Annotated in this window: 15 protein-coding genes; 8 read left to right on the top strand and 7 right to left on the bottom strand. The window is 73.0% G+C overall.

What is annotated here, in order from left to right:
* The first annotated feature begins 6 nt into the window (after nt 1-6).
* On the top strand, nt 7-627 hold the full coding sequence (locus ACIRQ9_RS31300; RefSeq protein WP_404180957.1) for an NADPH-dependent F420 reductase: 621 nt from the start codon (nt 7-9) through the stop codon (nt 625-627).
* A 231-nt stretch (nt 628-858) separates the two neighbouring features.
* Here ACIRQ9_RS31300 and ACIRQ9_RS31295 read toward each other — a convergent pair whose 3' ends face one another.
* The gene (locus ACIRQ9_RS31295) at nt 859-1032 is read right to left on the bottom strand and encodes a hypothetical protein (protein ID WP_404180954.1); all 174 of its coding nucleotides are present in this window, start codon (nt 1030-1032) and stop codon (nt 859-861) included.
* Nucleotides 1033-1142: 110 nt separating this feature from the next.
* Between ACIRQ9_RS31295 and ACIRQ9_RS31290 the strand changes: the two genes are divergently transcribed.
* Genes ACIRQ9_RS31290 through ACIRQ9_RS31280 form a run of 3 tightly spaced genes read left to right on the top strand, consistent with a single transcriptional unit; the run spans nt 1143 to nt 2396 of the window.
* Nucleotides 1143-1514: a hypothetical protein gene (locus tag ACIRQ9_RS31290; protein ID WP_404180951.1), complete on the top strand. Its 372-nt coding sequence runs from the start codon at nt 1143-1145 to the stop codon at nt 1512-1514.
* Nucleotides 1514-1945: a response regulator gene (locus ACIRQ9_RS31285; protein ID WP_404180948.1), complete on the top strand. Its 432-nt coding sequence runs from the start codon at nt 1514-1516 to the stop codon at nt 1943-1945. The genes ACIRQ9_RS31290 and ACIRQ9_RS31285 overlap by 1 nt, the downstream gene beginning before the upstream one ends.
* 46 nt (nt 1946-1991) lie before the next feature.
* Nucleotides 1992-2396: an FKBP-type peptidyl-prolyl cis-trans isomerase gene (locus tag ACIRQ9_RS31280; RefSeq protein ID WP_404180945.1), complete on the top strand. Its 405-nt coding sequence runs from the start codon at nt 1992-1994 to the stop codon at nt 2394-2396.
* Nucleotides 2397-2424: 28 nt separating this feature from the next.
* Here the strand turns inward: ACIRQ9_RS31280 and ACIRQ9_RS31275 are convergent, their stop codons facing one another.
* The 3 genes from ACIRQ9_RS31275 to ACIRQ9_RS31265 form a co-directional block, all read right to left on the bottom strand.
* A complete protein-coding gene (locus ACIRQ9_RS31275; RefSeq protein WP_404180942.1) occupies nt 2425-3438 on the bottom strand; it encodes a cytochrome d ubiquinol oxidase subunit II in 1014 nt (337 codons plus the stop codon).
* Nucleotides 3439-4875, bottom strand: a complete 1437-nt coding sequence (locus tag ACIRQ9_RS31270; RefSeq protein WP_404180939.1) for a cytochrome ubiquinol oxidase subunit I — start codon at nt 4873-4875, stop codon at nt 3439-3441. It abuts the gene before it with no gap.
* 169 nt (nt 4876-5044) lie between these two features.
* Complete coding sequence (locus tag ACIRQ9_RS31265) at nt 5045-6349, bottom strand: cytochrome P450 (RefSeq protein ID WP_404180936.1); 1305 nt, start codon at nt 6347-6349, stop codon at nt 5045-5047.
* Nucleotides 6350-6643: 294 nt separating this feature from the next.
* On the opposite strand from ACIRQ9_RS31265, the gene ACIRQ9_RS31260 reads away from it, so the two are divergent.
* The 3 genes from ACIRQ9_RS31260 (at nt 6644) to ACIRQ9_RS31250 (ending at nt 9749) form a co-directional block, all read left to right on the top strand.
* Nucleotides 6644-8266, top strand: coding sequence for an FAD-dependent oxidoreductase (locus tag ACIRQ9_RS31260; RefSeq protein ID WP_404181008.1), 1623 nt, complete (start codon nt 6644-6646; stop codon nt 8264-8266).
* A gap of 46 nt (nt 8267-8312) precedes the next feature.
* Nucleotides 8313-9341 (top strand): amidohydrolase family protein, encoded by a 1029-nt coding sequence (locus tag ACIRQ9_RS31255; protein WP_404180933.1) that lies wholly within the window; start codon nt 8313-8315, stop codon nt 9339-9341.
* A 150-nt stretch (nt 9342-9491) separates the two neighbouring features.
* Nucleotides 9492-9749 (top strand): hypothetical protein, encoded by a 258-nt coding sequence (locus tag ACIRQ9_RS31250; protein WP_404180930.1) that lies wholly within the window; start codon nt 9492-9494, stop codon nt 9747-9749.
* 170 nt (nt 9750-9919) lie between these two features.
* Here the strand turns inward: ACIRQ9_RS31250 and ACIRQ9_RS31245 are convergent, their stop codons facing one another.
* Nucleotides 9920-11419 (bottom strand): MFS transporter, encoded by a 1500-nt coding sequence (locus tag ACIRQ9_RS31245; protein WP_404180927.1) that lies wholly within the window; start codon nt 11417-11419, stop codon nt 9920-9922.
* A 254-nt stretch (nt 11420-11673) separates the two neighbouring features.
* On the opposite strand from ACIRQ9_RS31245, the gene ACIRQ9_RS31240 reads away from it, so the two are divergent.
* Nucleotides 11674-13317 (top strand): molybdopterin-dependent oxidoreductase, encoded by a 1644-nt coding sequence (locus ACIRQ9_RS31240; protein WP_404180924.1) that lies wholly within the window; start codon nt 11674-11676, stop codon nt 13315-13317.
* A gap of 63 nt (nt 13318-13380) precedes the next feature.
* On the opposite strand, the gene ACIRQ9_RS31235 is transcribed toward ACIRQ9_RS31240, so the two are convergent.
* Both ACIRQ9_RS31235 and ACIRQ9_RS31230 read right to left on the bottom strand, forming a co-directional pair.
* The gene (locus tag ACIRQ9_RS31235) at nt 13381-18279 is read right to left on the bottom strand and encodes a DNA repair ATPase (RefSeq protein ID WP_404180921.1); all 4899 of its coding nucleotides are present in this window, start codon (nt 18277-18279) and stop codon (nt 13381-13383) included.
* Between the two features lie 78 nt (nt 18280-18357).
* Entirely contained in the window at nt 18358-20424 is a 2067-nt protein-coding gene (locus tag ACIRQ9_RS31230; RefSeq protein ID WP_404180918.1) for an SPFH domain-containing protein, read from the bottom strand.
* Between the last annotated feature and the right edge of the window lie 94 nt (nt 20425-20518).

Raw genomic sequence — 20518 nt, 5'->3', positions numbered from 1 at the left:
TCGTCCATGAGCAACGTCAGCTTGATCGGACTCGGAAGCATGGCCCGCGCCATCGCCGCCCGCGCGGTTGAGGGCGGCAACGCCGTCGAGGTCATCGGCCGCGACGCGGCCAAGGCCAAGGAACTGGCCGCCACGCTCGGCGGCGGCGCAACGGCCGGGACATTCGCAGCGGCCCCGGCCGGCGACCTCGTCATCCTCGCCGTGCCCTACGCCGGCGCCGTGCAAGTCGTCACCCAGTACGGGCAGTCGCTGGCCGGTAAAGTCGTCATCGACATCTCGAACACCTTCAACGCCGACGCCACCGCGCTGGTCACCCCGGACGGCACATCCGGTGCGCAGGAGATCGCCAAGGCCGCCCCGGCAGACGCGCACGTCGTGAAGGCGTTCAACACCGTCTTCGGCCACGTCCTGGCAAAGGGCGGACCGCTGGACGTACTCATCGCCGGCGACGACCCGCACGCCAAGGCGAGCGTGTCGGCATTCATCGAAAGCCTCGGACTGCGCCCGCTGGACACCGGCGGCCTCGCGATGGCGCACTGGCTGGAGGCCGCAGGTCCACTCCTGATGGGAGTGGCCGGCCATGGCGCGGGATTCGACATCAGCCTCAGCATCAAGGCCTCGGGCTGAAGGCACACCGGCCTGCGGGGCAAGCCCCGCGCACCGGCAACCGGCGACCCTCTCGGGCAGGCGCGGGTTCGGCCTGCCCGAGACGCCGGGCAGCCCCCGCGCCGTCCGACATGCAGGCAGGCAGGCAGGCAATCGGCCCTGAACCGCTGCGGCCCGCGCGCCGCGCTGAAGACGGTGGCCGAGAAGCTGACATGGGTTCGGCCTGGACGCGGCTCAGGAGGGTGCGGAGAGTCAGGCACGTTCCGTCGAGGTCGCCCGGCTCAGGGTCCACACCCCGAGGCCGCTCAGCACGGCCGGCAGGACCAGGGCACGGCTCACACTCACCGGCAGCCGGCGGCGCGTGGCCCGGTGCGCCGTGGTGCCCGGCCGCACCACCGGCTCCGGATGTGCCTGACCTGCGGTCATCTCGTGTGCCCCTCACTCGGATGTCCGCCTGGTGTGCGCGCTGTGTGCACACTTTAGCCTGACGACAACGATTGTTGTCACGCGCTCGGAACAGGCCCTAAGGTGTGCCCATGCCAGGCATCCACTTCTCCTTGCGGATGACCGACGCCGAGATCGGCGACCTCGCAGCCATCGAGATCGACGAACTCGTCACGCGGCTTGTCCCGGAGGTATTCGCACTCGTACAGGGCTCCGCCGACCACACCTCCGAACAGGCGAGGGCCCTGGCACAGCTGCATCTGCTCACCTATCTCCGCCAGGCCGTGGACACGCTGGAGGTAAGGGCCGCTCACGCCGCCGCCGACGCCGGCGCCGGCTACCCCCAGATCGGCCGGGCCTCCAACATGACCCGGCAGGGCGCCCGGCGCCGCTGGCCCGGCCTCCTCCACCAGTCGACCGACGCACCACTTCGCCCCACCAGCCCCAAACCCGGGAGTCCGTGATGATGACCGCCCCTGCCCGCCCCTTCGACGTCCTGCTCGTCGAGGACGACGAGGCCGACGCACTGCTCATCCAGGACGCCCTCCAGGCGCGTGGAGCCCGTCGTCTCACCCAGGTCCAGGACGGCGTCGCCGGCCTCGAATACCTCCGCGACCGGGCGAACCCCCGCCCCGACCTGATCGTCCTGGACCTCAACATGCCGCGTATGAACGGCCGTGAGCTCCTCGCCGTCATCAAGGAGGACGACGACCTGCGCACCATCCCGGTCGTCGTCCTCACCACCTCCGCGGCCCCCGAGGACGTCAGCGGCGCCTACCGCAAGCACGCCAACGCGTACGTCACCAAGCCGGTCAACCTCGACGACTTCGAGCGCGCCGTCCAGAGCATCGACACGTTCTACCTGGAGACCGTCACCCCGCTGCCGCGCTCCTGAGACGACGTCCCCCGATACGCGGCATCGCGAGTGTGAGGAGGCTGCCATGAGCGGTCCGACGAAACCCAGGGTCGACGTCCCGGAGGGCGACGCTCCCACCGAGCTGACCGTGCGGGATCTGGTCGTCGGGGACGGGGCCGAGGCGAAGCCGGGCATGGTGGTCAGGGTCCACTACGTCGGGGTGACCTTCGCGACCGGGAAGGAGTTCGACGCCTCCTGGGACCGGGGCGAGCCGTTCAAGTTCGCCCTGGGCGGCGGCAAGGTCATCAAGGGGTGGGACCGCGGGGTGCGGGGGATGCGGGTCGGCGGCCGGCGCGAGATCGTCGTTCCGCCGCGTCTCGGCTACGGCAGGGAGTCGCCCTCGCCGTCGATCCCGGCGGGCTCGACCCTGGTCTTCGTGGTCGACCTGCTGGACTCGTACTCCGGGCCGACCGGGTGGAGCAACTCCTAAACGCCCGGCGGCCTTCCCCGAGGCGTGGTCACGCGCTCGGCGGGCCGGCCGGTCCTGCCGGGTCGGTTCGAGCCGCCAGACGGAACAGCAGGACCAGGGACGGCAGGATCAGCAGGCCCGCGACGCAGGCGACGCCGACGAGCACCGCGAGGGTGGCGTCCGGGGCCGCCGCGTCCGCGAGCGTGACATGGGTGCCCAGAAGATACGGGAACTGGGCCACACCCCATCCGAGGACGATCAGCGCGACCGCTGCCGCCGCCGTGGCGCGCAGTGCGCGCGTCCTGCGGGTGTACAGGAGCAGGAGTCCGGCCAGGCCTCCGAGCGCGGCCAGGAGGACCAGGGGAAGCGCCCGGTGGCTGAGGTCGTGGAACAGCCGGGGGACGTCCGCGCGCAGCACGAAGATGCCGACGACGCTGGCGGCGCCGGTGGCAGCGCCCGCCACGATGCCGCGGTGCCGGAAGTACCGGGACAGGTGCGGGTCCTCGCGCTGGTGGGCGGCCGCGGTGAGGTAGACGGCCGCGAGGTAGGCGCAGGCCAGCACGGCGAGCACACCGCCGAGGACGCTGGTGGGGTTGAGCCAGCTGGTGACCGCGTCTCCGTCGCCCTCCGCCGGGACGCGGCCCGACGCGAGGGCTCCGGCGATGGCGCCGAAGCAGAACGGCGTCAGCACCGAGGAGAGGGCGAACACGGCACCGTACAGGCGCTGTTCGGGAGTGCGGATGGACGCCTTGCGGAAGGCGAAGCCGGCCCCGCGCAGGACGATCCCGAGCACGGCGAGCCCGAGCGGGACGTACAGGGTGGTGGTCATGGCGGCGAAGGCCGTCGGGAACCCGCTCCAGAGGAACACCAGGCAGTAGATGAGCCAGGTGTGGTTCGCCTCCCACACGGGTGCCAGCGAGGAGTCGATCAGGGCGCGCGGTGCCCGGCCGCGCGCTGCTCCGCCCGCGAGGAGGTCCCACAGTCCGGCTCCGAAGTCGGCGCCGCCGAGCACGGCGTAGGCGATGACGCCGATGAACAGGAACACCGCTACCAGGTCGACCATTCAGGACACCGCTCCCCCGACGCCCTGGGGGTGCGGGCCGGCCGGGTGTTCCGGGCCGTAGGGGACGGACACGGCCTCGTCGCCCTGCCGTCGCCAGCGGTTCTTCATGGACCGCAGGACCCACACCGCGGCGGTGCCGACGGCGAGGTAGATCGCCAGCACGCCGGCGAAGAACGGCCACAGGTCGCCGTGCGTGGCCACGGCGTCGCGCGTCAGCAGGTGCCCCACCACGATCCAGGGCTGCCGGCCCACCTCGGTGACCACCCAGCCGCTCTCCAGGCAGACGATCGCGGTGAGCGCGCACAGGGAGGCCGCGCCGAGGAACCAGCGGCTGGTGGCGAGCCGTTCGCGGCGGCGCCACCACAGCCACGCGAACCAGAGCGCCACGGCGAACATGAAGGAGGCGGTCCCGACCATGATGTCGAAGGCCCAGTGGACGATGTTGGTCTGCGCGACGGTCGGCCGCACCTCCACCGGCACGGCGTCCAGGCCCTGGATGGTGGTGGAGGGCCGGAAGCCCGCGAGCACGGACGCGAGGTCCGGGATCCTGAGGCCGCCGACGACCTTGCCGTCGATCAGCAGGCCGCCCAGGGTCTCGGGCACGTGGGCGCCGGTCCGCGGCAGCATCTCGATGACCGCGAACTTCGCGGGCTCCTTGTCGAAGACGTACCGGGCGATCGTGTCACCGACCACCATCTGCGCCGGCAGGGCGCAGGCGGCGACGGCGAAGCCGGTGAGGAAGCCCAGCCGGTGGTAGCGGTCCCCGCGTCCGCGGAGCATGCCCACCGCGTAGACGGCCGCCACGGCGAAGCCGGCGACGATGTACGCGGCCAGGAACATGTGCAGGAACTCCCACCAGAACGCGTCGTTGAAGAACACCTCGGCGGGCCGTACGGCGCTCACCTGGCCGTTGGTGAGCGTGAATCCGCCGGGCTTGTTCATCCAGCTGTTGGCCGCGACGACGGCGGCGGTGCCGCCGAGGCTGGCGAGCGGCACGGGGACGCCGGACCAGAAGTGGGCCCAGGGCGGCATCCGGTCCCATCCGTAGATGTACACGGCCACGAAGATGGCCTCAAGGAAGAAGAACAGGCCCTCGATCGCGAAGGGGAACCCGAAGGCGGCTCCGTAGTTCTTCATCAGGTCGGGCCACAGGATGCCGAGTTCGAAGGAGAGCACGGTGCCGGTGATCGCCCCGACGGCGAACAGGACGGCGGCGACCTTCGACCATCTGCGCGCGAGGAGAAGGGCTTCGGCGTCGTTCTTGCGCAGGCCCCGTAGATGCACGATCAGCATGAATGTGGTCAGGGCGACGCCGAAGGGCACCAGAATGATGTGGAAGCCCAGCGTGAACGCCATCTGCTCGCGCGCCGGGAGCAATTGCCCGGGTTCCGCGAGCGCGAGCGCGGGAGACATGTGGAGCGGGCCGGGTGTGGTCATGAGAACAGGTCCCGCCTGGGGATCGAGGCTCGACTCGACGCTTTCGGGAAACGTCGTTTCGTCGAACGGGTCGTGAAAAGGACCGGCTCGGGAAATTGCGGCGCTTTCCCGGCGTCGCGCCCGCCGTGGTCGCGGGCGCGTCCGCCGGGTGGGGGCCGTGGACCTCGTGTCAGGCCATGCCGGCCATGCCGGACGCCCAGTCGTCCACGATCTTCGACGGGTCGAGGACGATGGGCAGTTCGGTCAGGCCGCGGAAGGCGGGGAAGGGCACCTGGAGCCACTTGGCCTCGTCCGCCGGCATCGCGAGGGAGAGGTCGGGGAAGCGGCGGAAGAGCGTGGCGAGGGCGATCTGCATCTCCATGCGCGCCAGCGGTGCGCCGAGGCAGAAGTGCGGGCCGGTGCCGAAGGAGAGGTGTTTGCTCTGCACGCCCGGCCGGGCGATGTCGAAGGTGTCGGGGTCCTCGAAGGCGGCGGCGTCCCGGTTGGCTGAGGTGACCGCGATCTGCACCAGCGACCCCTTGGGGATGAGGGTCCCCGCGATGGTGATGTCCTCCAGGGCGTGCCGGAAGGTCGCGTTCTCGACCGAGCCCTCGAAGCGGATGATCTCCTCGATCGCGTTCGGGAGCAGGTCGGGCGCCTCGATCACCCGCTTGAGCTGCTCGGGGTGGGTGAGCAGCGTGTAGACGGCGTTGCCGATGAGGTAGGCGGTCGTCTTGTGGCCCGCGAACAGCAGCACCCACAGCGTGGACAGCAGTTCGCCGTCCGTCAGCGACTCCTGCTCGTCGCTCGTCTGGATGAGGACGCTGAGCAGGTCGTCCTCGGGGGCCTTGCGCTTACGGGCGATCAGGACCTCGAAGTACTCGCGGAGCGTGTTCTCCGCCTCGGCCAGACGGTCCTTGTCCTTCTTGCTGAAGCCGGTCCGCGCGACGACGCTGCACCACTGCTGGACCTCCTGCCGCTCCTCCTCGGGGACGCCGATGAGCTCGCAGATCACCTGCAGCGGCAGCGGGAAGGCGAACGCCGACAGCAGGTCGAAGGGCTGCCGGGTGGAGCAGTTGTCGAGCAGCGTGTCGGTCAGCTCCTGGACCCGCGGGCGCAGCGCCTCGATGCGGCGGGGCACGAAGGCACGGCTGACGATCCGGCGCAGCCGCGTGTGCTTCGGCGGGTCGGCGAACAGCATGTTGTCGTCCAGGGCGATCGAGGAGTCGCCGAAGATGGACCGGTAGGCGTCGATGGCCGCGTACATGTCCTTGCTGATCCGCGGGTCGGCGAGGGCGGTCTTCGCGTCCTCGAACCGGGTGATCAGGTACGAGTGCACCCCGTGCGGCGGGGTGATGCGGACGACCGGCGCGTTCTCCCGCAGGTGCCGGTAGAGGGGGTGCGGGTCGGCACGGTACGCCGGGCAGCCGCGTGATGCCGCGTCCACCGCGCGGGCTGTCTCGTCCGCGGTCTCCTGCTCCTGCGTCTGGGTCATCGACGGCCCTCTCCTCTTCCCACGGTTTCCCACGGTGGCACCGGTCGGCTGCACGCCTGCCATTCATAGACGCCACGCGGAAAGGGAAAACGCGATTCACCCTGACGCGGGCCCGAACCACAAGTGCGGTACGGCTGCGGAGAAACGGAGTGTGCCGTCCGGGGGAATGCTCGATTGCCGACCCCGTGGGCCTGTGCGAGGTTCGGACCGAGGGCCGCCATGAATGCGCATCGCTGCCCGAACTACCGCTGGGTCGCTGGAGGAGGACGGGCCGTGGAAACGCGCGAAAAGGAAATGGTGCCGGTACTGATCGTGGGCGGTTCGCTGGTCGGACTGTCCGCGTCGGTGTTCCTGGGCAGGCTGGGCGTCGGCCATGTGGTCGCCGAGCGCCGGGCCGCCACGTCCGAACATCCCCGAGGCCGGGGCAACAACATGCGGACGATGGAACTGTTCCGCACCGCGGGGCTGGAGCCGGACATCAGGGAGGCCGCGGCCGTCCTGTCCGGCAATCACGGCATCATGCAGACGGACAGGCTCGCGGGCGGCAACAGCCGCTGGCTCTCGGCCCGTCTCACCGGCCGGTCCCAGCCGCCCGAGACGAACGTCTGCTCCACCCGGCGGTGTGCGTGCAGCCAGAACGACCTGGAGCCGGTCCTGCTCTCGCACGCCCGCGCGCTGGGCGGGGACGTGCGCTTCGGTACGGAGCTGATCTCCTTCGCCGAGGACGGCGACGGCGTGACGTGCGAACTGCGGGAGCGGGAGAGCGGCCGGACGTACTCGGTCCGCACGGCCTACCTGCTGGCGGCCGACGGGCCGCGCAGCCCCGTCCGCGAGCGGCTGGGCATCGGGCAGAGCGGCGGCGGCGACCTGTTCCACAACGTGAGCGTCACCTTCCGCAGCAAGCTCCTGCGCCAGGTGGTGGAGGACCAGCGGTTCCTCGTGTGCTACCTGAACGGCGCCGAGGGCGAAGGGGTGCTGCTGCCCGTCGACAACGAGGAGAAGTGGGTCTTCCACGTCCCGTGGTTCCCCGAGCGCGGCCAGACGCTGGAGTCCTTCACCGACACGCGGATCGCCGACCACATCAGGGCCGCGGCCGGCGTACGGGACCTGGACGTCGAGGTCACGGGGCGCGCCCCGTGGCACGCGGCGGACCGGGTCGCCGACAGCTACCGGCAGGGGCGTGTCTTCCTCATGGGCGACTCGGCCCACGAGATGCCTCCCACCGGGGCCTTCGGATCCAACACGGGCATCCAGGACGCGCACAACCTCGCGTGGAAGATCACGGCCGTACTGAACGGCTGGGCGGGCGAGGGCCTGCTGGACACCTACGAGAACGAGCGGCGCCCGGTCGCCCTGGCCACCAGTGCCCGCGCCATCGAGCAGGCCGCACGCGAGCAGCACCCCGGATACGCGGCCGCCCAGGGCGGGGGCCAGAGCACGGACCTGATGACCGTGTCGCTCGGCTACCGCTACGTCTCCACGGCCGTGTCCGGCGCCGACACCGACGCGCCGATCATCCCGCAGACGCTCCGCCTGCAGGCTGACCCCGGCACCCGGGCCCCGCACATGGCCGTCGTGCACGACGGTGCCGACAGGTCGACCGTCGACCTGTACGAGCGGGACTTCGTCCTCCTGTGCGGCCTCACGGACGGACCGTGGCCGTCGGCGGCCCGGGCCGCGGCGGCCCGGCTCGACGTCCCGCTGGTGTCCTACCGCGCGGGCGCGGGACCGGACTTCGACCTCGACACCTCGCCGGCGGTGGCCGCCGGCGAGGACTGGGCCGCCGCGCACGGCGTCACCCCGCAGGGCGCGGTGCTGGTACGCCCCGACGGCATGGTCGCGTGGCGCTCCGCCGGCCTGCCCGCGAACCCCGAGGACGAACTGACGCGCGTGCTGCAGGGCCTCCTCAGCCGCTGACCCGCTCTCCGAGCCCCCGAACCGTCCCACCACAGGGAGCACCTTCATGTCTCAAGCCGCCGAGACCACCGACACACAGGCCCCGGGCGACATAGGCCTGCGCGCCGCGCCGGGCGACGACGACGCCCGGCACGAGCGCATAGACGTCCACCATCACTACACCGCGCCCGAATGGGTGAACTGGGCCGAGAGGAACGGGATCGCGGACCGCGACAACCTGCCGCCGTGGACGCGGTGGGACGAGACCGCGGCCCTGGACCTGATGGACAGGACCGGCACCCGCACCAGCGTCCTCACCGTCGCCATGCTGGGGCGCTTCCAGGACGCGGCGACACGCAAGGAGAGCACGCGTGTCGCCCTGGAGGCCGCGGGCGATCTGACGGTCCGGCACGCGGGCCGCTTCGCCTTCTTCACCCCGGTCTTCCTCGACGACGCCGAACTCTCCCGCTGGTCCGTCGCCCACGGCATGGACCGGCTGGGCGCGGTGGGCGTCAGCGCGCGCACCAGTACGGGCGGTACGTACCTGGGCGACCCGAAGCTCGACCCGATCATGGCGGAACTCGACGAGCGTTCCGCCGTGATCAGCACGCACCCCATGCAGGTGAACTCCTGCGGCGGCCCCGAGGGCGTACCGCCGTTCGTGTGCGACTTCCTGATGGACACGACCGCGGCCGCTCTGAGCCTGATCATGAACGGCACGCTGGACCGTTTCCCGCGGCTCACGTTCGTCCTGCCGCACGGCGGCGGGTACCTCCCCTACATCGCGGGCCGGATCGAGGTCTTCGGACGCCAGCTCGTCCCCGCCGTCGACCCCGGTCGCGTCCGCGACTACCTGCACCGCTTCTACTACGACACGGCCGCCCCCATGTCCCCGTCGGCCACCCCCACCCTGCTGGCCGCCGCGGGCTCCTCCCGCATCCTGTACGGAAGCGACTGGCCGCCCACCCCCACCCGGGTGGTCACCGACGTGACGACTCCCGCGCTGGACGCGGATCCCGCCCTCGGCGAGCGGGAGCGCCGGCACATCAACCGCGGGAACGCCCTGCGTCTGCTGCCCGCCCTGGCGCGCGCCTGACCACACCCCGCCCGACCCCGGCCGTGCGGCTCGACCCCCGAGCCGCACGGCCGACGCGTGTGCGGGGGTGCACGGAGTAGCAGCGGTGGCAGCCCGAACCGGCCGTACCTAGGCTCGCTAGCGAGAACGAGCCCGCGGGAAGGACAGAGGATGCCTCAGGCAGACGAGGAAGAGATCCGCGTCAGCGCGACCGGTGCGGCGGAGCGGCCCGGCGGGCTGCGGAGTGCGCTGCGGTCCGCGGTCAGGGAGACCATGCTGCTGCCGGTGTTCCTGGTCCTCACCGTCATGATGGTCGCGCTGTGGCTCATGGGAATGCCCTTCACGCAGGCCCTGACCATCTCGACGGCGGTGAAGATCTCCATGGTCCTCTTCGAGCGGCGCCGACGGCCGCACGCGTCCAAGACCTGACACCTGCGCGGGGACGGTACGACGCCCGTGCGCCGAGGGTGAGATGCCCGCTGTCGCGCGTCCCGGGCACGGCGCCCGCGCGTGGACGTCGAAACGCCCGCGTCCCGGAGGCCGGATGCTCGCGCACCGGCCGCGTGACGCGGGCTTCGTTCTGCCGTCTCCGGCCGCTGTCAGGCCCCGCGTCCGGCCATCTCGCCGGCGCCGTTCTCGTCGTGGCCGCGCGGTGCCGCCGCGAGGTCGTCGCGTCCGGGACGGACCCGGCGCTCCCGCAGGTCGGCCACCGCCAGGACGAGTGCGACGAGGATGATCCCCACGGCGGTGAGCAGCCCCAGCTGAAGGGCCGTCGTGGGACGATCGTGGTTGGCGACGTGCGCGAAGTAGACGGAGCCGACGACGGCGATGCCGACGGCCGAGCCGATGCGCTGGCCGGTCTGCAGTACGCCGCCCGCCGCACCGGCACGCCGTACCGGCACCAGCGTGAGCGTGAGGGTCGTGTTGGGCGAGACCGTGAGCCCCGACCCGATGCCGGCGACGACCAGCGGCAGCGCCATCGCCCACCCCACGCCGTCCCCCGGCACCAGCTGGACGGCGGCGACGACACCGAGCAGCCCGACGGCCACCCCGCTCAGGCCGATGACGACCAGGCTGCGACCGTGGCGCATCACCAGCCGGCCTCCCACCGCCGCGCCGACCGCGGAGGCGGCCGCGAACGGCAGGATCGTCACGCCCGTGGCGAGCGCGCTGTATCCCACGGTGTTCTGCAGGAACAGGGACAGCACGAAGAAGATGGTGGTCAGCCCGGCGAAGAACATGAGGCTGATGAGCGCGCCGAGCGTGAAGGAGCGCAGCGAGAAAAGCCCGAGGTCGACCAGCGGCGCCCGCCCGAGGCGGGCCTGCGTCCTCTCCCAGGTCCAGAAGGCGCCGAGCAGCAGCGCGGCCAGGGGGATGAGCAGCCACTTGGCCCGGCCCTGCCACTGCTGCTCCTGCACCAGGGGCAGCAGCAGGGCGAGTACGCCCGCGCCGAGCAGCAGTACGCCGATCGGGTCGAACTTCTCCCGCCGGTCGTTCGGCACCGGCAGACGCGGCAGCACGCGGTGTCCCGCGACGAGGGCGGCGACACCGATCGGCACGTTGACGAAGAACACCCAGCGCCAGCCGTCGGCCGTGCCGAACGCCTGGATCAGCACTCCGCCGACCAGCGGGCCCACCGCGGTGGACACGGCGACGACGCTGCCGTGGAAGCCGAACGCCCGGGCCCGTTCGGCGCCCTGGAACATCTGCTGGATCAGCCCGGAGGTCTGCGGGGCGACCACGCCGGCGGCCGCGCCCTGGATCAGCCGGCACACCACCAGCCAGGTCGGGCCGGTGGCGAACCCGCACGCCACCGACGCGGCCGTGAACACGGCGAGGCCGAACAGCAGCGCCTGGCGTCGGCCGCGCAGGTCACCGAGTCGTCCCGCCGGTGCCAGCGCGAGCCCGAAGGCCAGGGCGTAGCCGGACACCACCCAGGACTGGGTGGCGTCGGAGGCACCGAGGCCGCGTTCCATGGAAGGCAGCGCCACGTTCACGATCGAGACGTCGAGCAGTGAGATGAACCCCGCGGTCAGGCAGACCCCGAGCGCTTTCCACCGCCGGTCGTCGAGAGCGGGCCGGGCCGTTTCTGTGGTCATGTGATCACGCTATGCAGCCGCGACCGGTCCCACCAGCCGGGCGGCGGCCGCCCGGCGGCCCTCGGTTTCCCGGACGGGGCCGCGCCGCGTCCGCGCGTCGGACGCGCGCTCCTGCCGTCCGCTCCCCCGCGCGCCGGTGCCCCCTCTCCCCTTTCCTATCCGTAGCCGAAGGGTCCGCGGATGGGCGCGGACCCTACATTCATCCGATCAGGTGAGCGACCCATCCGCGCCGTCCGCGGCACCGGATTCCCCCCGTGACCGACGACGACAGGACATCGCACGGGCCCGGCGGCCGGCTCCGCCTCGTGGCCGCCGCCTTCGCGGGAGCCGTGGCCGGGTTCGCCGCGCTCGCCGTCGCCGAACTCGCGTCGGCGGCGGTCCGGCCGGAGGCGGGACCCGTGATCGCCGTGGGCGGCGCGGCGATCGACCGGACGCCGACGGCCGTGAAGGACTGGGCGGTACGGCGCTTCGGCACCGACGACAAGCTGGTGCTGGAACTCGGGATCCTGGCGGTGCTGGCCGTCTTCGCCGTCGCCCTCGGCATGGCGGCGCTGCGCTTCCGGCGTGCGGGAGCCGCCGGGGTGGTGCTGTTCGGTGTGGTCGGCGCGGTCGCGGCGACCGGCCGGCCCGACTCGCGGGGGCTCGCCGACGCGGTGCCGTCGCTGGTGGGGGCGGGCGCCGGAGCGGTCCTGCTGTACGTCCTTGCGGGCCGGCTGGCGCGGCGGGACCCTGCGGCGGGCGCGCCGGACGGACCGGACGGACCGAACGCCGGAGCCGGTACGGGCCGGCCCGCGGCCGGGGACGGGGACTGGGACCGGCGCGGGTTCGTGGTGACGGCGTCCGCCGCCGCGGTGGCGTCCGCGGGGGCCGGGGTGCTGGGCCGGGCCCTGAACGGCGCGAGCGGGCGCGGCGCGGTCGCCTCCCGGGACCGGGTGGTGCTGCCCGCGCCGGGCTCGCCCGCCGCCGCGGTGCCACGGGGCGCCGGTCCGCGGATCGCCGGGATCAGCCCGTTCATCACCCCGAACGACGCCTTCTACCGGGTCGACACCGCGCTGGTGGTGCCCAAGGTGGACGCCACGGCCTGGCGGCTGCGGATCCACGGCCGGGGCGTCGTCCGTCCGGTCACGCTCTCCTTCGCGGACCTGCTGGGACGCGAGCTGGTCGAACGCGACATCACGCTCACCTGCGTCTCCAACGAGGTCGGCGGCCCGTACGTGGGCAACGCCCGCTGGATCGGCGTACGTCTGGCCGCCCTGCTGGCCGAGTGCGGGGTGCGGGCGCCCTCGCGGGGCGGACCGGCCGATCAGCTGGTGGCGCGCTCGGTGGACGGCATGACCATCGGCAGCCCGGTCGAGGAGATCATGGACGGCCGGGACGCCCTGCTCGCCGTCGGGATGAACGGCCGGCCGCTCCCCTTCGAGCACGGCTTTCCCGTCCGTATGGTCGTGCCAGGCCTGTACGGGTTCGTCTCGGCCTGCAAGTGGATCGAGGACATCGAGCTCACCACGTTCGACGCCTACGACCCCTACTGGGTCAAGCGCGGCTGGGCCCGGAGGGCGCCGGTGAAGACGCAGTCGCGGATCGACACCCCGAAGCCCTTCGCCCGCCCGAAGGCCGGCACCGTCATGGTCGCCGGGGTCGCCTGGGCCCAGCACCGCGGCATCGACCGCGTCGAGGTCCGCGTCGACGACGGCCCCTGGCAGCAGGCCACGCTGGCCGCCGAGGACAGCCGTGACACCTGGCGCCAGTGGTCCTTCCCCTGGCAGGCCACCCGCGGCGGGCACACGCTCACCGTGCGGGCCACCGACCGCACCGGCCGGGTCCAGACCGAGGAGCGCACCCGCACGGTCCCCGACGGCGCCAGCGGCTGGCACTCGGTCGTGGTCACCGTCGAGTGACCCCGCGAGCCGCCTGCCGCTCGCGGATCTGTACGGCGGCGGCGACCGGGACCGGGAGACACGTCATGGCCGTGGCTCCCGGGCGGCGGCCCGGTCGATCGCCGTCTCCACCGCCGTGAGCCGGTCGGCGAGCAGGCCGAGGGCCGCGACCGCCCGGCCGAGCGGGTCGTCCGCCGGGCCGTCCAGGGTGCGGGTCCGGACGTACCCGGCCTTCACCTCCTCCCAGCGGTGGGCCTGTTCGGGCGTCAGCGTGCCGCGCAGTTCGGCGAGTTTCAGCAGGTTGGCCTCGGCGCCGGTGGTGAGGGTCTGGGCCTCGGCCGTGTAGTGGTCGTGGACGAGGGCGGCGAGTTCGGCGTCGTCCATGACCGGCTGGATGCGCTGGGCGATCCGGTTCATGCTGCGGTAGGAGCCCTGGAGCCGGAACGGGGGTTCGGTGCGGGTGGCGTCGGACCGGGCGGCGGAGGCGATGTAGGCGGCGTTGACCGCGAGGACCGTCTTCCGGGCGGTCAGCAGGTGCCGCAGTACCGCGAGGATCCGGTCCCGTTCGGCGGGCGGACACGGGTGGACGAGGCGGTCCGCGCGGGCCGTGCCGTCGCCCTCCGCCATGCGGACCAGCAGCCGGAGGTCGGCGCGGTCACGGCCCGCGAGCGGGGCGAGGACGGCGTTCGCGGTCAGGGCGTTCTCGACGAAACTGAGCGCGAACGCCTCCTCCTTGCCGGTCAGGACGTCGCCGAGGTTCCACACGTCGGCCCGGTTGGCGAGCATGTCGGGGATCCGGAAGCGGGCGCCGGTGGCGGTGTAGGGGTTTCCCGCCATGCACACGGCGAACCGCTTGCCCCGGAGGTCGTAGGTGCGCGGTTCGCCGTCGTGGACGCCCTCGATGCGCCGGGTGGCGTCGCACAGCGGGATGAACCGCTGGAGCAGTTCGGGCGAGGTGTGCTGGATGTCGTCCAGGTACAGGAGGGTGTTGGAGCCGGCCGCCAGCGCGAAGTTGATCTTCTCGACCTCCCGGCGGGCCGCGGCGTCCGGGGCCTCGGCCGGATCCAGCGAGGTGACGGCATCGCCGAGCGCCGGGCCGTCGGCCTTGACCAGGAGCAGGCCGAGGCGTTCGGCGACGTACTCCACGAGGGTCGTCTTGCCGTAGCCGGGCGGTGAGACGAGCAGGAGGAGGCCGCCGGTCCCGGTGCGGTCCGCGCCGCCGGCGGTGCCGAGCTGTCCGGCCAGGCCGTCCCCGATCAACGGCAGGTAGACCTCGTCGACGAGCCGGTTGCGGACGAATGCCGGTGTCACCCGGGGCCGGTGCTCGTCGAGCCGGATCCGGGCCCGTTCGGCGGCCACCAGTGCCGTGCGGCGTCGCTGGTGGGCGCGGTGCGCGGGGACCTCGTGGGCCCGGAACCGGGCAGTGCGGGCGAGGAGTTCGTCGATGCGGACGGTGAGCGTGCGGCGGCGGATGCGCGGGTGGGTGCCGAGCAGCCCTTCGACGGTCTCGGTCAGCGGCGCGTCGGACGCGTGGCGCGGCAGCTGAGGGCAGAGCTCGGCGGCCACCGCCTCCGCGAGGTCGCCCGCGGTGAGTTCGGCGCCGGTCGCCGTGGCGTACGACGTCAGCCACGCCTCGGCGAGCTGCCGGCGGGCGGCGGGGTCGGGCAGGGCGGCCAGGTCGTCGTCGTAGGCCGGTGTGCCGACCGTGCGGCGGAATTTGTCGAGCAGGGTGCGGGTGCCGGAGCCGATGACGAAGCCGTCGGGTCCGGTGGTGAGTTCCTCGAAGAGGTAGCCGGCCGCGGCGGCCGCCTCCGGACCGCCGATGGCGGTCGCCAGTTCCCGCTCCAGGTCGGCGACGGCCGGGACGCGGCCGAAGGCCGAGCGGGCGCGGGCCAGGGACCGGGCCCTGCGGGTCCAGGCGGCGCGCTCCTCGGCGGTGGTGGCGTGCGCCCAGAACAGCTGGGCCTCGGCGCGGGCGGCCGGTTCGTGGCGGAGCGGTCCGGCGCCGTCGTACAGGCGGAGCAGGGCGGTGAGGATGAGGACGGCGTCGTGGTCGTGGACGCCGCGCTCGTAGCCCTCGTCGTAGGCGGCCTCGGCGGCCTGCCGGACCAGGTCGGGCAGGTCGGCCGCCGCCAGGGCCGCGGGGCCGTGCGCGTCGAGCAGCCGGGCCGCCAGGTGTTCGGCGCGGTAGACCTGCGGGGACTCCGAGGGCAGCGGACGGTCCAGGAGGGCGCGGTCGGCGGTGAACTCCGGGTCGGTGACCGGGGCGCGGTAGTCGGTGCCGGTGACGGCGAAGGCGAGGCCGTCGCCGTGCGGGACCAGGGTCAGGTCCAGGGGCTGGGTGTTGACGGCGAAGCGGTGGGCGCCGAGGCGGAGGGTGCGGCCGTCGTCGGTGTACAGCTCGCCGCGGTCGCGCAGGGCGCGCAGGGCCTCCAGCCGGGTGGCCGCGAGCCGCCCCTCCAGTTCCTCGGCCCGGCTACGGTCGCCGAGTTCACGCAGGTCGGCAATGGTGCGGCGGAGTCCTGCGGGCAGCGGATCGGAGGTGAAGAAGGTGGCGACGGCGTCCGCGTCGGCGAGGGCGGTGGCGCGCCGGGCCAGGGTGGCGAGAAGGCGGGCGGCGGAGTCCGCGAGGCGTTCGGCGCGGCGGGCGCGGGCGTCGGCGAGGGTCTGCTTGCGGGCGGCGAACGCCTCGTGCACCTCGTCGCGCCGGTCGGCGAGGGCGCCGAGGAAGGTGTCGTGGTCGGCGAACCGGGACTCCAGGTCCTCGATCCGGACGAGCACCCTGACCAGGTGGTCGTCGCAGGCCTCGGGGCTGTCGGCGGCGGCGAGCGCTCCGGTGACGGTCTGCCCCAGCAGCGTGGACTCGGCGGCGAACGCAGCGCGTTGCTCGCGGTCGAGGAGGTCGCGGCGGCGGCCGTCGAGGGTGGCGCGGGCGCGGTTGAGGGCGCCGAGGACCTCGGCGATCCGTTCCAGGACGGCGGTGCGGACCGTGGCGTCGCCGACGTCGAGGCCGCCGACGACCTCGGCGACCGTGCGCAGCCCGGCGGCGAGTTCGTCCAGGCGTGCGGAGACCGGACCGGCCTCGGTGGCCGTGCGGATCGCCGCGGCGTCGGCGGCGAGGGATTCGGCGTCGGCCAGGTGTCCGGCGAAGGCGTCCTCGCGGGCGAGGTGGGCGACGGCGCGTTGCGCGAACGCGGCAAGGTCGGCGCCGGCGGCCGCGGCCAGTGCGTCGACGCGGCCGGTGTCCGCGTACCGCAGGTCCTTGAGGGTGAGCAGGTGGCCCTGGGCGCGGCGCAGTTCGGTCAGGCCGTCGACCCAGGCGGCGGCCTGACGCGGGGCCTCGCCGCGCAGCCGCCGGACGACCGCGGCGATCCGGGTCTCCGCGTCGGCGAGCGCGTCGGCGGCCTGCCGGGTGAGGTCCCGTACGGTCCTGAACTCGGCCAGCACCTGTTCGGCCGTCGTCCGGACCTGGGCCAACGGCGCCGCGAGGTCGCCGAGTTCGGGCTCGCCCAGCCAGTGGTGGGCGTCGGCCGCGCGGACGCAGGCGGCGGCCAGCGCCTCGTACACCTCGGCGGTCGGCGTCGGCAGCGACTCGTCGACGGCGCGGGCGACGGAGAGGCAGTCGGAGACGCCGCGGACCAGGGCGGCGTTGCCGACGCGGGCGAGCGGTCCGGTGCCGAGCGGCCGGGCCGCCGCGTGGGTGTCGGAGACGTACGGGGAGGTCCACCACTGGAGCGGGTGGACCCGGCGGGGTTCGTCGTCGTCCGGGTGCAGGACCGCCAGGGTGCCGTCGTCGAACAGGGTCCAGCCGTGGCAGGGCAGCGGCGCGGCGACCTCCTTGCGGATCATGTTGTAGGGCAGCAGCAGGCCGCGGCCCGCCGCGCGGGCGTGGAAGGCGTACAGCACGTCCTCGCCGTTCGGGGAGCGCACCTCGCGCTCGAACTCCAGGTCCGCGATGTCGAGGTCGTACGTCTTGTGGCTGCCGGTGGCCAGGCAGTAGCCGCCGGGGAAGACCACGCCCTGGTCCTCGGGCAGCCGGCGGCAGGCCCGGCCGATGCCGTCGAGACGGACGACGGTCCTGGTCAGGGTGTTGAAGACCAGGTGGCGGTCGGAGTCCTCCTGGTAGGGGCGGATCCGGAGCAGGAGCAGCGCGCCGACCCGGGCGTAGGCGACGTCCGCGTCGGCGAGGGACTGCAGCGGTTCGTCGACCGGCTCGGAGTGGATGCCAAGGCCCGTCCCGGTGTCGTTCTCGGTCTTGACGGTCAGCGTGCCGCCGACCGTCGCGACGAAGACCTCGCCCTGGACGCTGATGTGCGGGTGCCGGCCCAGGACGTGGTCCTCCCGGCTCGTCGCCGTCCACTGGACGTCGTGGGCGGGCGGCAGGACGTGGTCGCGGTCGCCGCGCGCGTCCAGGAACCCGGCACGGCCGTCGTCGGTGAGCGTCCAGCGCAGGACGCGGGTGTCGTCGGCCTTCTCACCGGTCTGGAAGACGGCCAGCAGCCTGCCGTCCGCCCGGTGCAGCCGCAGCAGGCGCGCCTGGCGGTAGTAGCGGTACAGGCCGGCGATCTCGCGGACGAACGCGGGGTCGTCGAGCAGGCCGGGGACGGCGCTGTCGGGCAGCCGGTTCAGCTCGCGGTCGTAGAGCGCGAGGACGTCGCCGGCCGGGCCCGCGGGTCCGGGGTTGTGGCCGAGGAGGAGGACGTCGCCGACGGCGACGACGTCGCGGGGGACGCCGGCGTGCTCGGTGCGCAGCCGGCCGGTGCCGGCCGCTTCGAGGCGCGTCGAGCCGAACTCCTCGACGCGCAGGGCGTTCAGCGCCTCGGCCCGGCGGGCGAGTTCGGCGGCCTGCGCGGTGAGCCGGTCGCGCAGCACCTCGTAGGCGCCGGTTCCCGCGGTGTCGGTGTGCGGTGCCGCGGGCGGGCCGGCGTCCGGTACGCCGGCCGCCGCCGTGTCGTGGGTGCCGGTGTCCTGGCCGGTGCTCATGGGTCCCTCTCAGCGGGTCGAAGGAGGTGGGGTCCGGAGCCGCCGTCCCCTGCGCGGCGGCTCCGGACCACGGCCGGGTCAGCCTCTGGCGCTGCCGTTGAGAGCGGCGAGGGAGGTGTCGGCGAGTCCCAGCTCGCCCGCCCTGTCCAGCAGTTGCTGCAGCTGCCCGGGGTTCGCGGCGCCCGATGTCATGAGCTTGGTCAGCAGCGCGGAGACGGTCAGGTCCCGGATGCCGGACGCGGAGACGGCGCCGAGGGCGCGGCCGAGGTCGCCGGGGAGGCTCGCGGTGCCGTCCAGCCAGGGACCGGCGAGCGCCCGGGCGGTGTCGGAGTTCTGGACGAAGCCGTCGACGCTCTTGCCGAACGAGACCGCGGAGACGAGCCGGTCGAAGAAGACGGACTCGCCGCCGACGATGTCGATGTCGGCGTTCTCCAGCCCGGTGGCGAGCACGGTGGCCTGCGCCTCGGCGATCTGCCGCTGTGCGTCCAGCCCGGCGAGCCGGATGTCCTTCTCCGCCGCCAGGCGCAGCCGGTACTCCTCGTGGCCGCGGGAGGCGTCGTCGAGGGCGGCCATCGCCGCGGCCTTCTCGGTGAGGCCGGCCGCCTCCGCCTTGAGCTTCTCCCCGATCCCCTCGGCCTCGGCGAGCACCTTGGCGCGGGCGCCCTCGGCCTCGGCGAGCGCCTTGGCACGGGTGCCCTCCGCGTCGGCGCGCAGCCGTGCCTCGGACGCGGCGGCCTCCGCCCGGCCGGTCTTCTCCACGACCTCGGCCTCCTTGTCACGGACCTGGACGGCGGCCAGCCCCTGGGCGGCGGCCTCGGCCCGGACGCCCTCGGCCAGCCGCAGCTTCGTCTGGGCGTCCAGGTCGGCGGTCTTCAACCGGGCCTCGGCGAGGGTGAGTTCCTGTGCGGCGCGGTGCACGGCGGCCTGTTCGGCGGCCTCGGCGGCCTTGATGTCCTTGACCAGTTTCTCCTGCGCCTCGGCCTCGGCGGCGATGACGACGGCCTGCCGCTCGCGCTCGGCCTCCTCCACGGCCCGCAGCTTCTTGATGGCCTCCTCCTGCTCGGCGACCGTGCGGTCCACCGCGACCCGTTCGCGGACGACCTCGGCGATCTCCCGCTTCTCCGCCTCGACCTCCTTGTCGGCGGCGATCCGGGTCAGTTGGGTCTCCCGCTCGCGGGCGATGACCTCCAGCAGGCGGTCCTTCTCGATGCGCTCGTTCTCGACGGCGATGACCCGTTCGCGGTTCTTCGCGGCGACCGCGACCTCGCGGGCCTGGTTCTCGCGCTGGATGCCGAGCAGTTCCTCGGTCTTCAGGAAGGCTCCCTGCGACCGCAGCCGCTCCTCCTCCACGACCCGGGCCGTCTCGGCCTCCTCGCGAGCCCGTACGGTGTCGATCTCCCGCCGCTGCTTGATCTCGGCGTCCGTCTGCCGGCGCTCCAGTTCCAGGATGGCCTCGCGCGCGTCGACGTTCTGCCGGGTGATCTCCATCTCCTCGGTGCGCTGGGCCTCGTTGGTGCGCACGTGCTCGACGGCCGTCAGCTCGGTGATCTTCCGGATGCCCTGCGCGTCGAGGACGTTGGCCGGGTCGAGCTGGGACAGCGGCGTCTGCTCCAGGTAGTCGATCGCCGCGTCCTCCAGGTGGTAGCCGCTCAGGTCGACACCGATCAACTCGATGATCTTGTAGCGGAGTTCCTCGCGCTTGGTGTAGAGGTCGGTGAAGTCCAGCTGCTTGCCGACGGTCTTCAGCGCCTCGGAGAACTTCGCGTGGAACAGCTCCTGGAGCGTCTTCTGGTCGCTGGCTCTCGCGGTGCCGACGGCCTGGGCGACCTTGACGACGTCCTGCGCGGTCTTGTTGACCTTCACGAAGAACGAGATCCGGATGTCCGCGCGGATGTTGTCCCGGCAGATCAGCCCGTCCCGGCCGGCCCGGGTGATCTCGATGGCCTTCACCGAGATGTCCATCACCTCGGCCTTGTGCAGCACCGGCAGCACGACCTGCCCGGTGAAGGTGACGTCGACCCTGCGCAGCTTGGAGACGATCAGCGCCTTGCCCTGTTCCACCTTGCGGAACAGCAGGGAGACGGCGGCGACGGCGAACAGGCAGACGGCGGCGAGCACGCCGATGCCCACGGTCATGGGAGTCATGGCATACGTCCTTGAGGCGTAAGGGAGTTCGGGAGTGCGGGGCGCGAGAACGCCGCCGGGAAGGCCGGGAAAGGGAGTCCCGGTGCGCGGGTGG

Source organism: Streptomyces sp. NPDC101237 (genome assembly GCF_044767465.1).
In the GTDB taxonomy this organism is placed as follows: Bacteria; Actinomycetota; Actinomycetes; order Streptomycetales; family Streptomycetaceae; genus Streptomyces; species Streptomyces gramineus.
The sequence above is the reverse complement of the archived record's forward strand: the minus strand, read 5'-3'. Positions and strand labels throughout refer to the sequence as shown.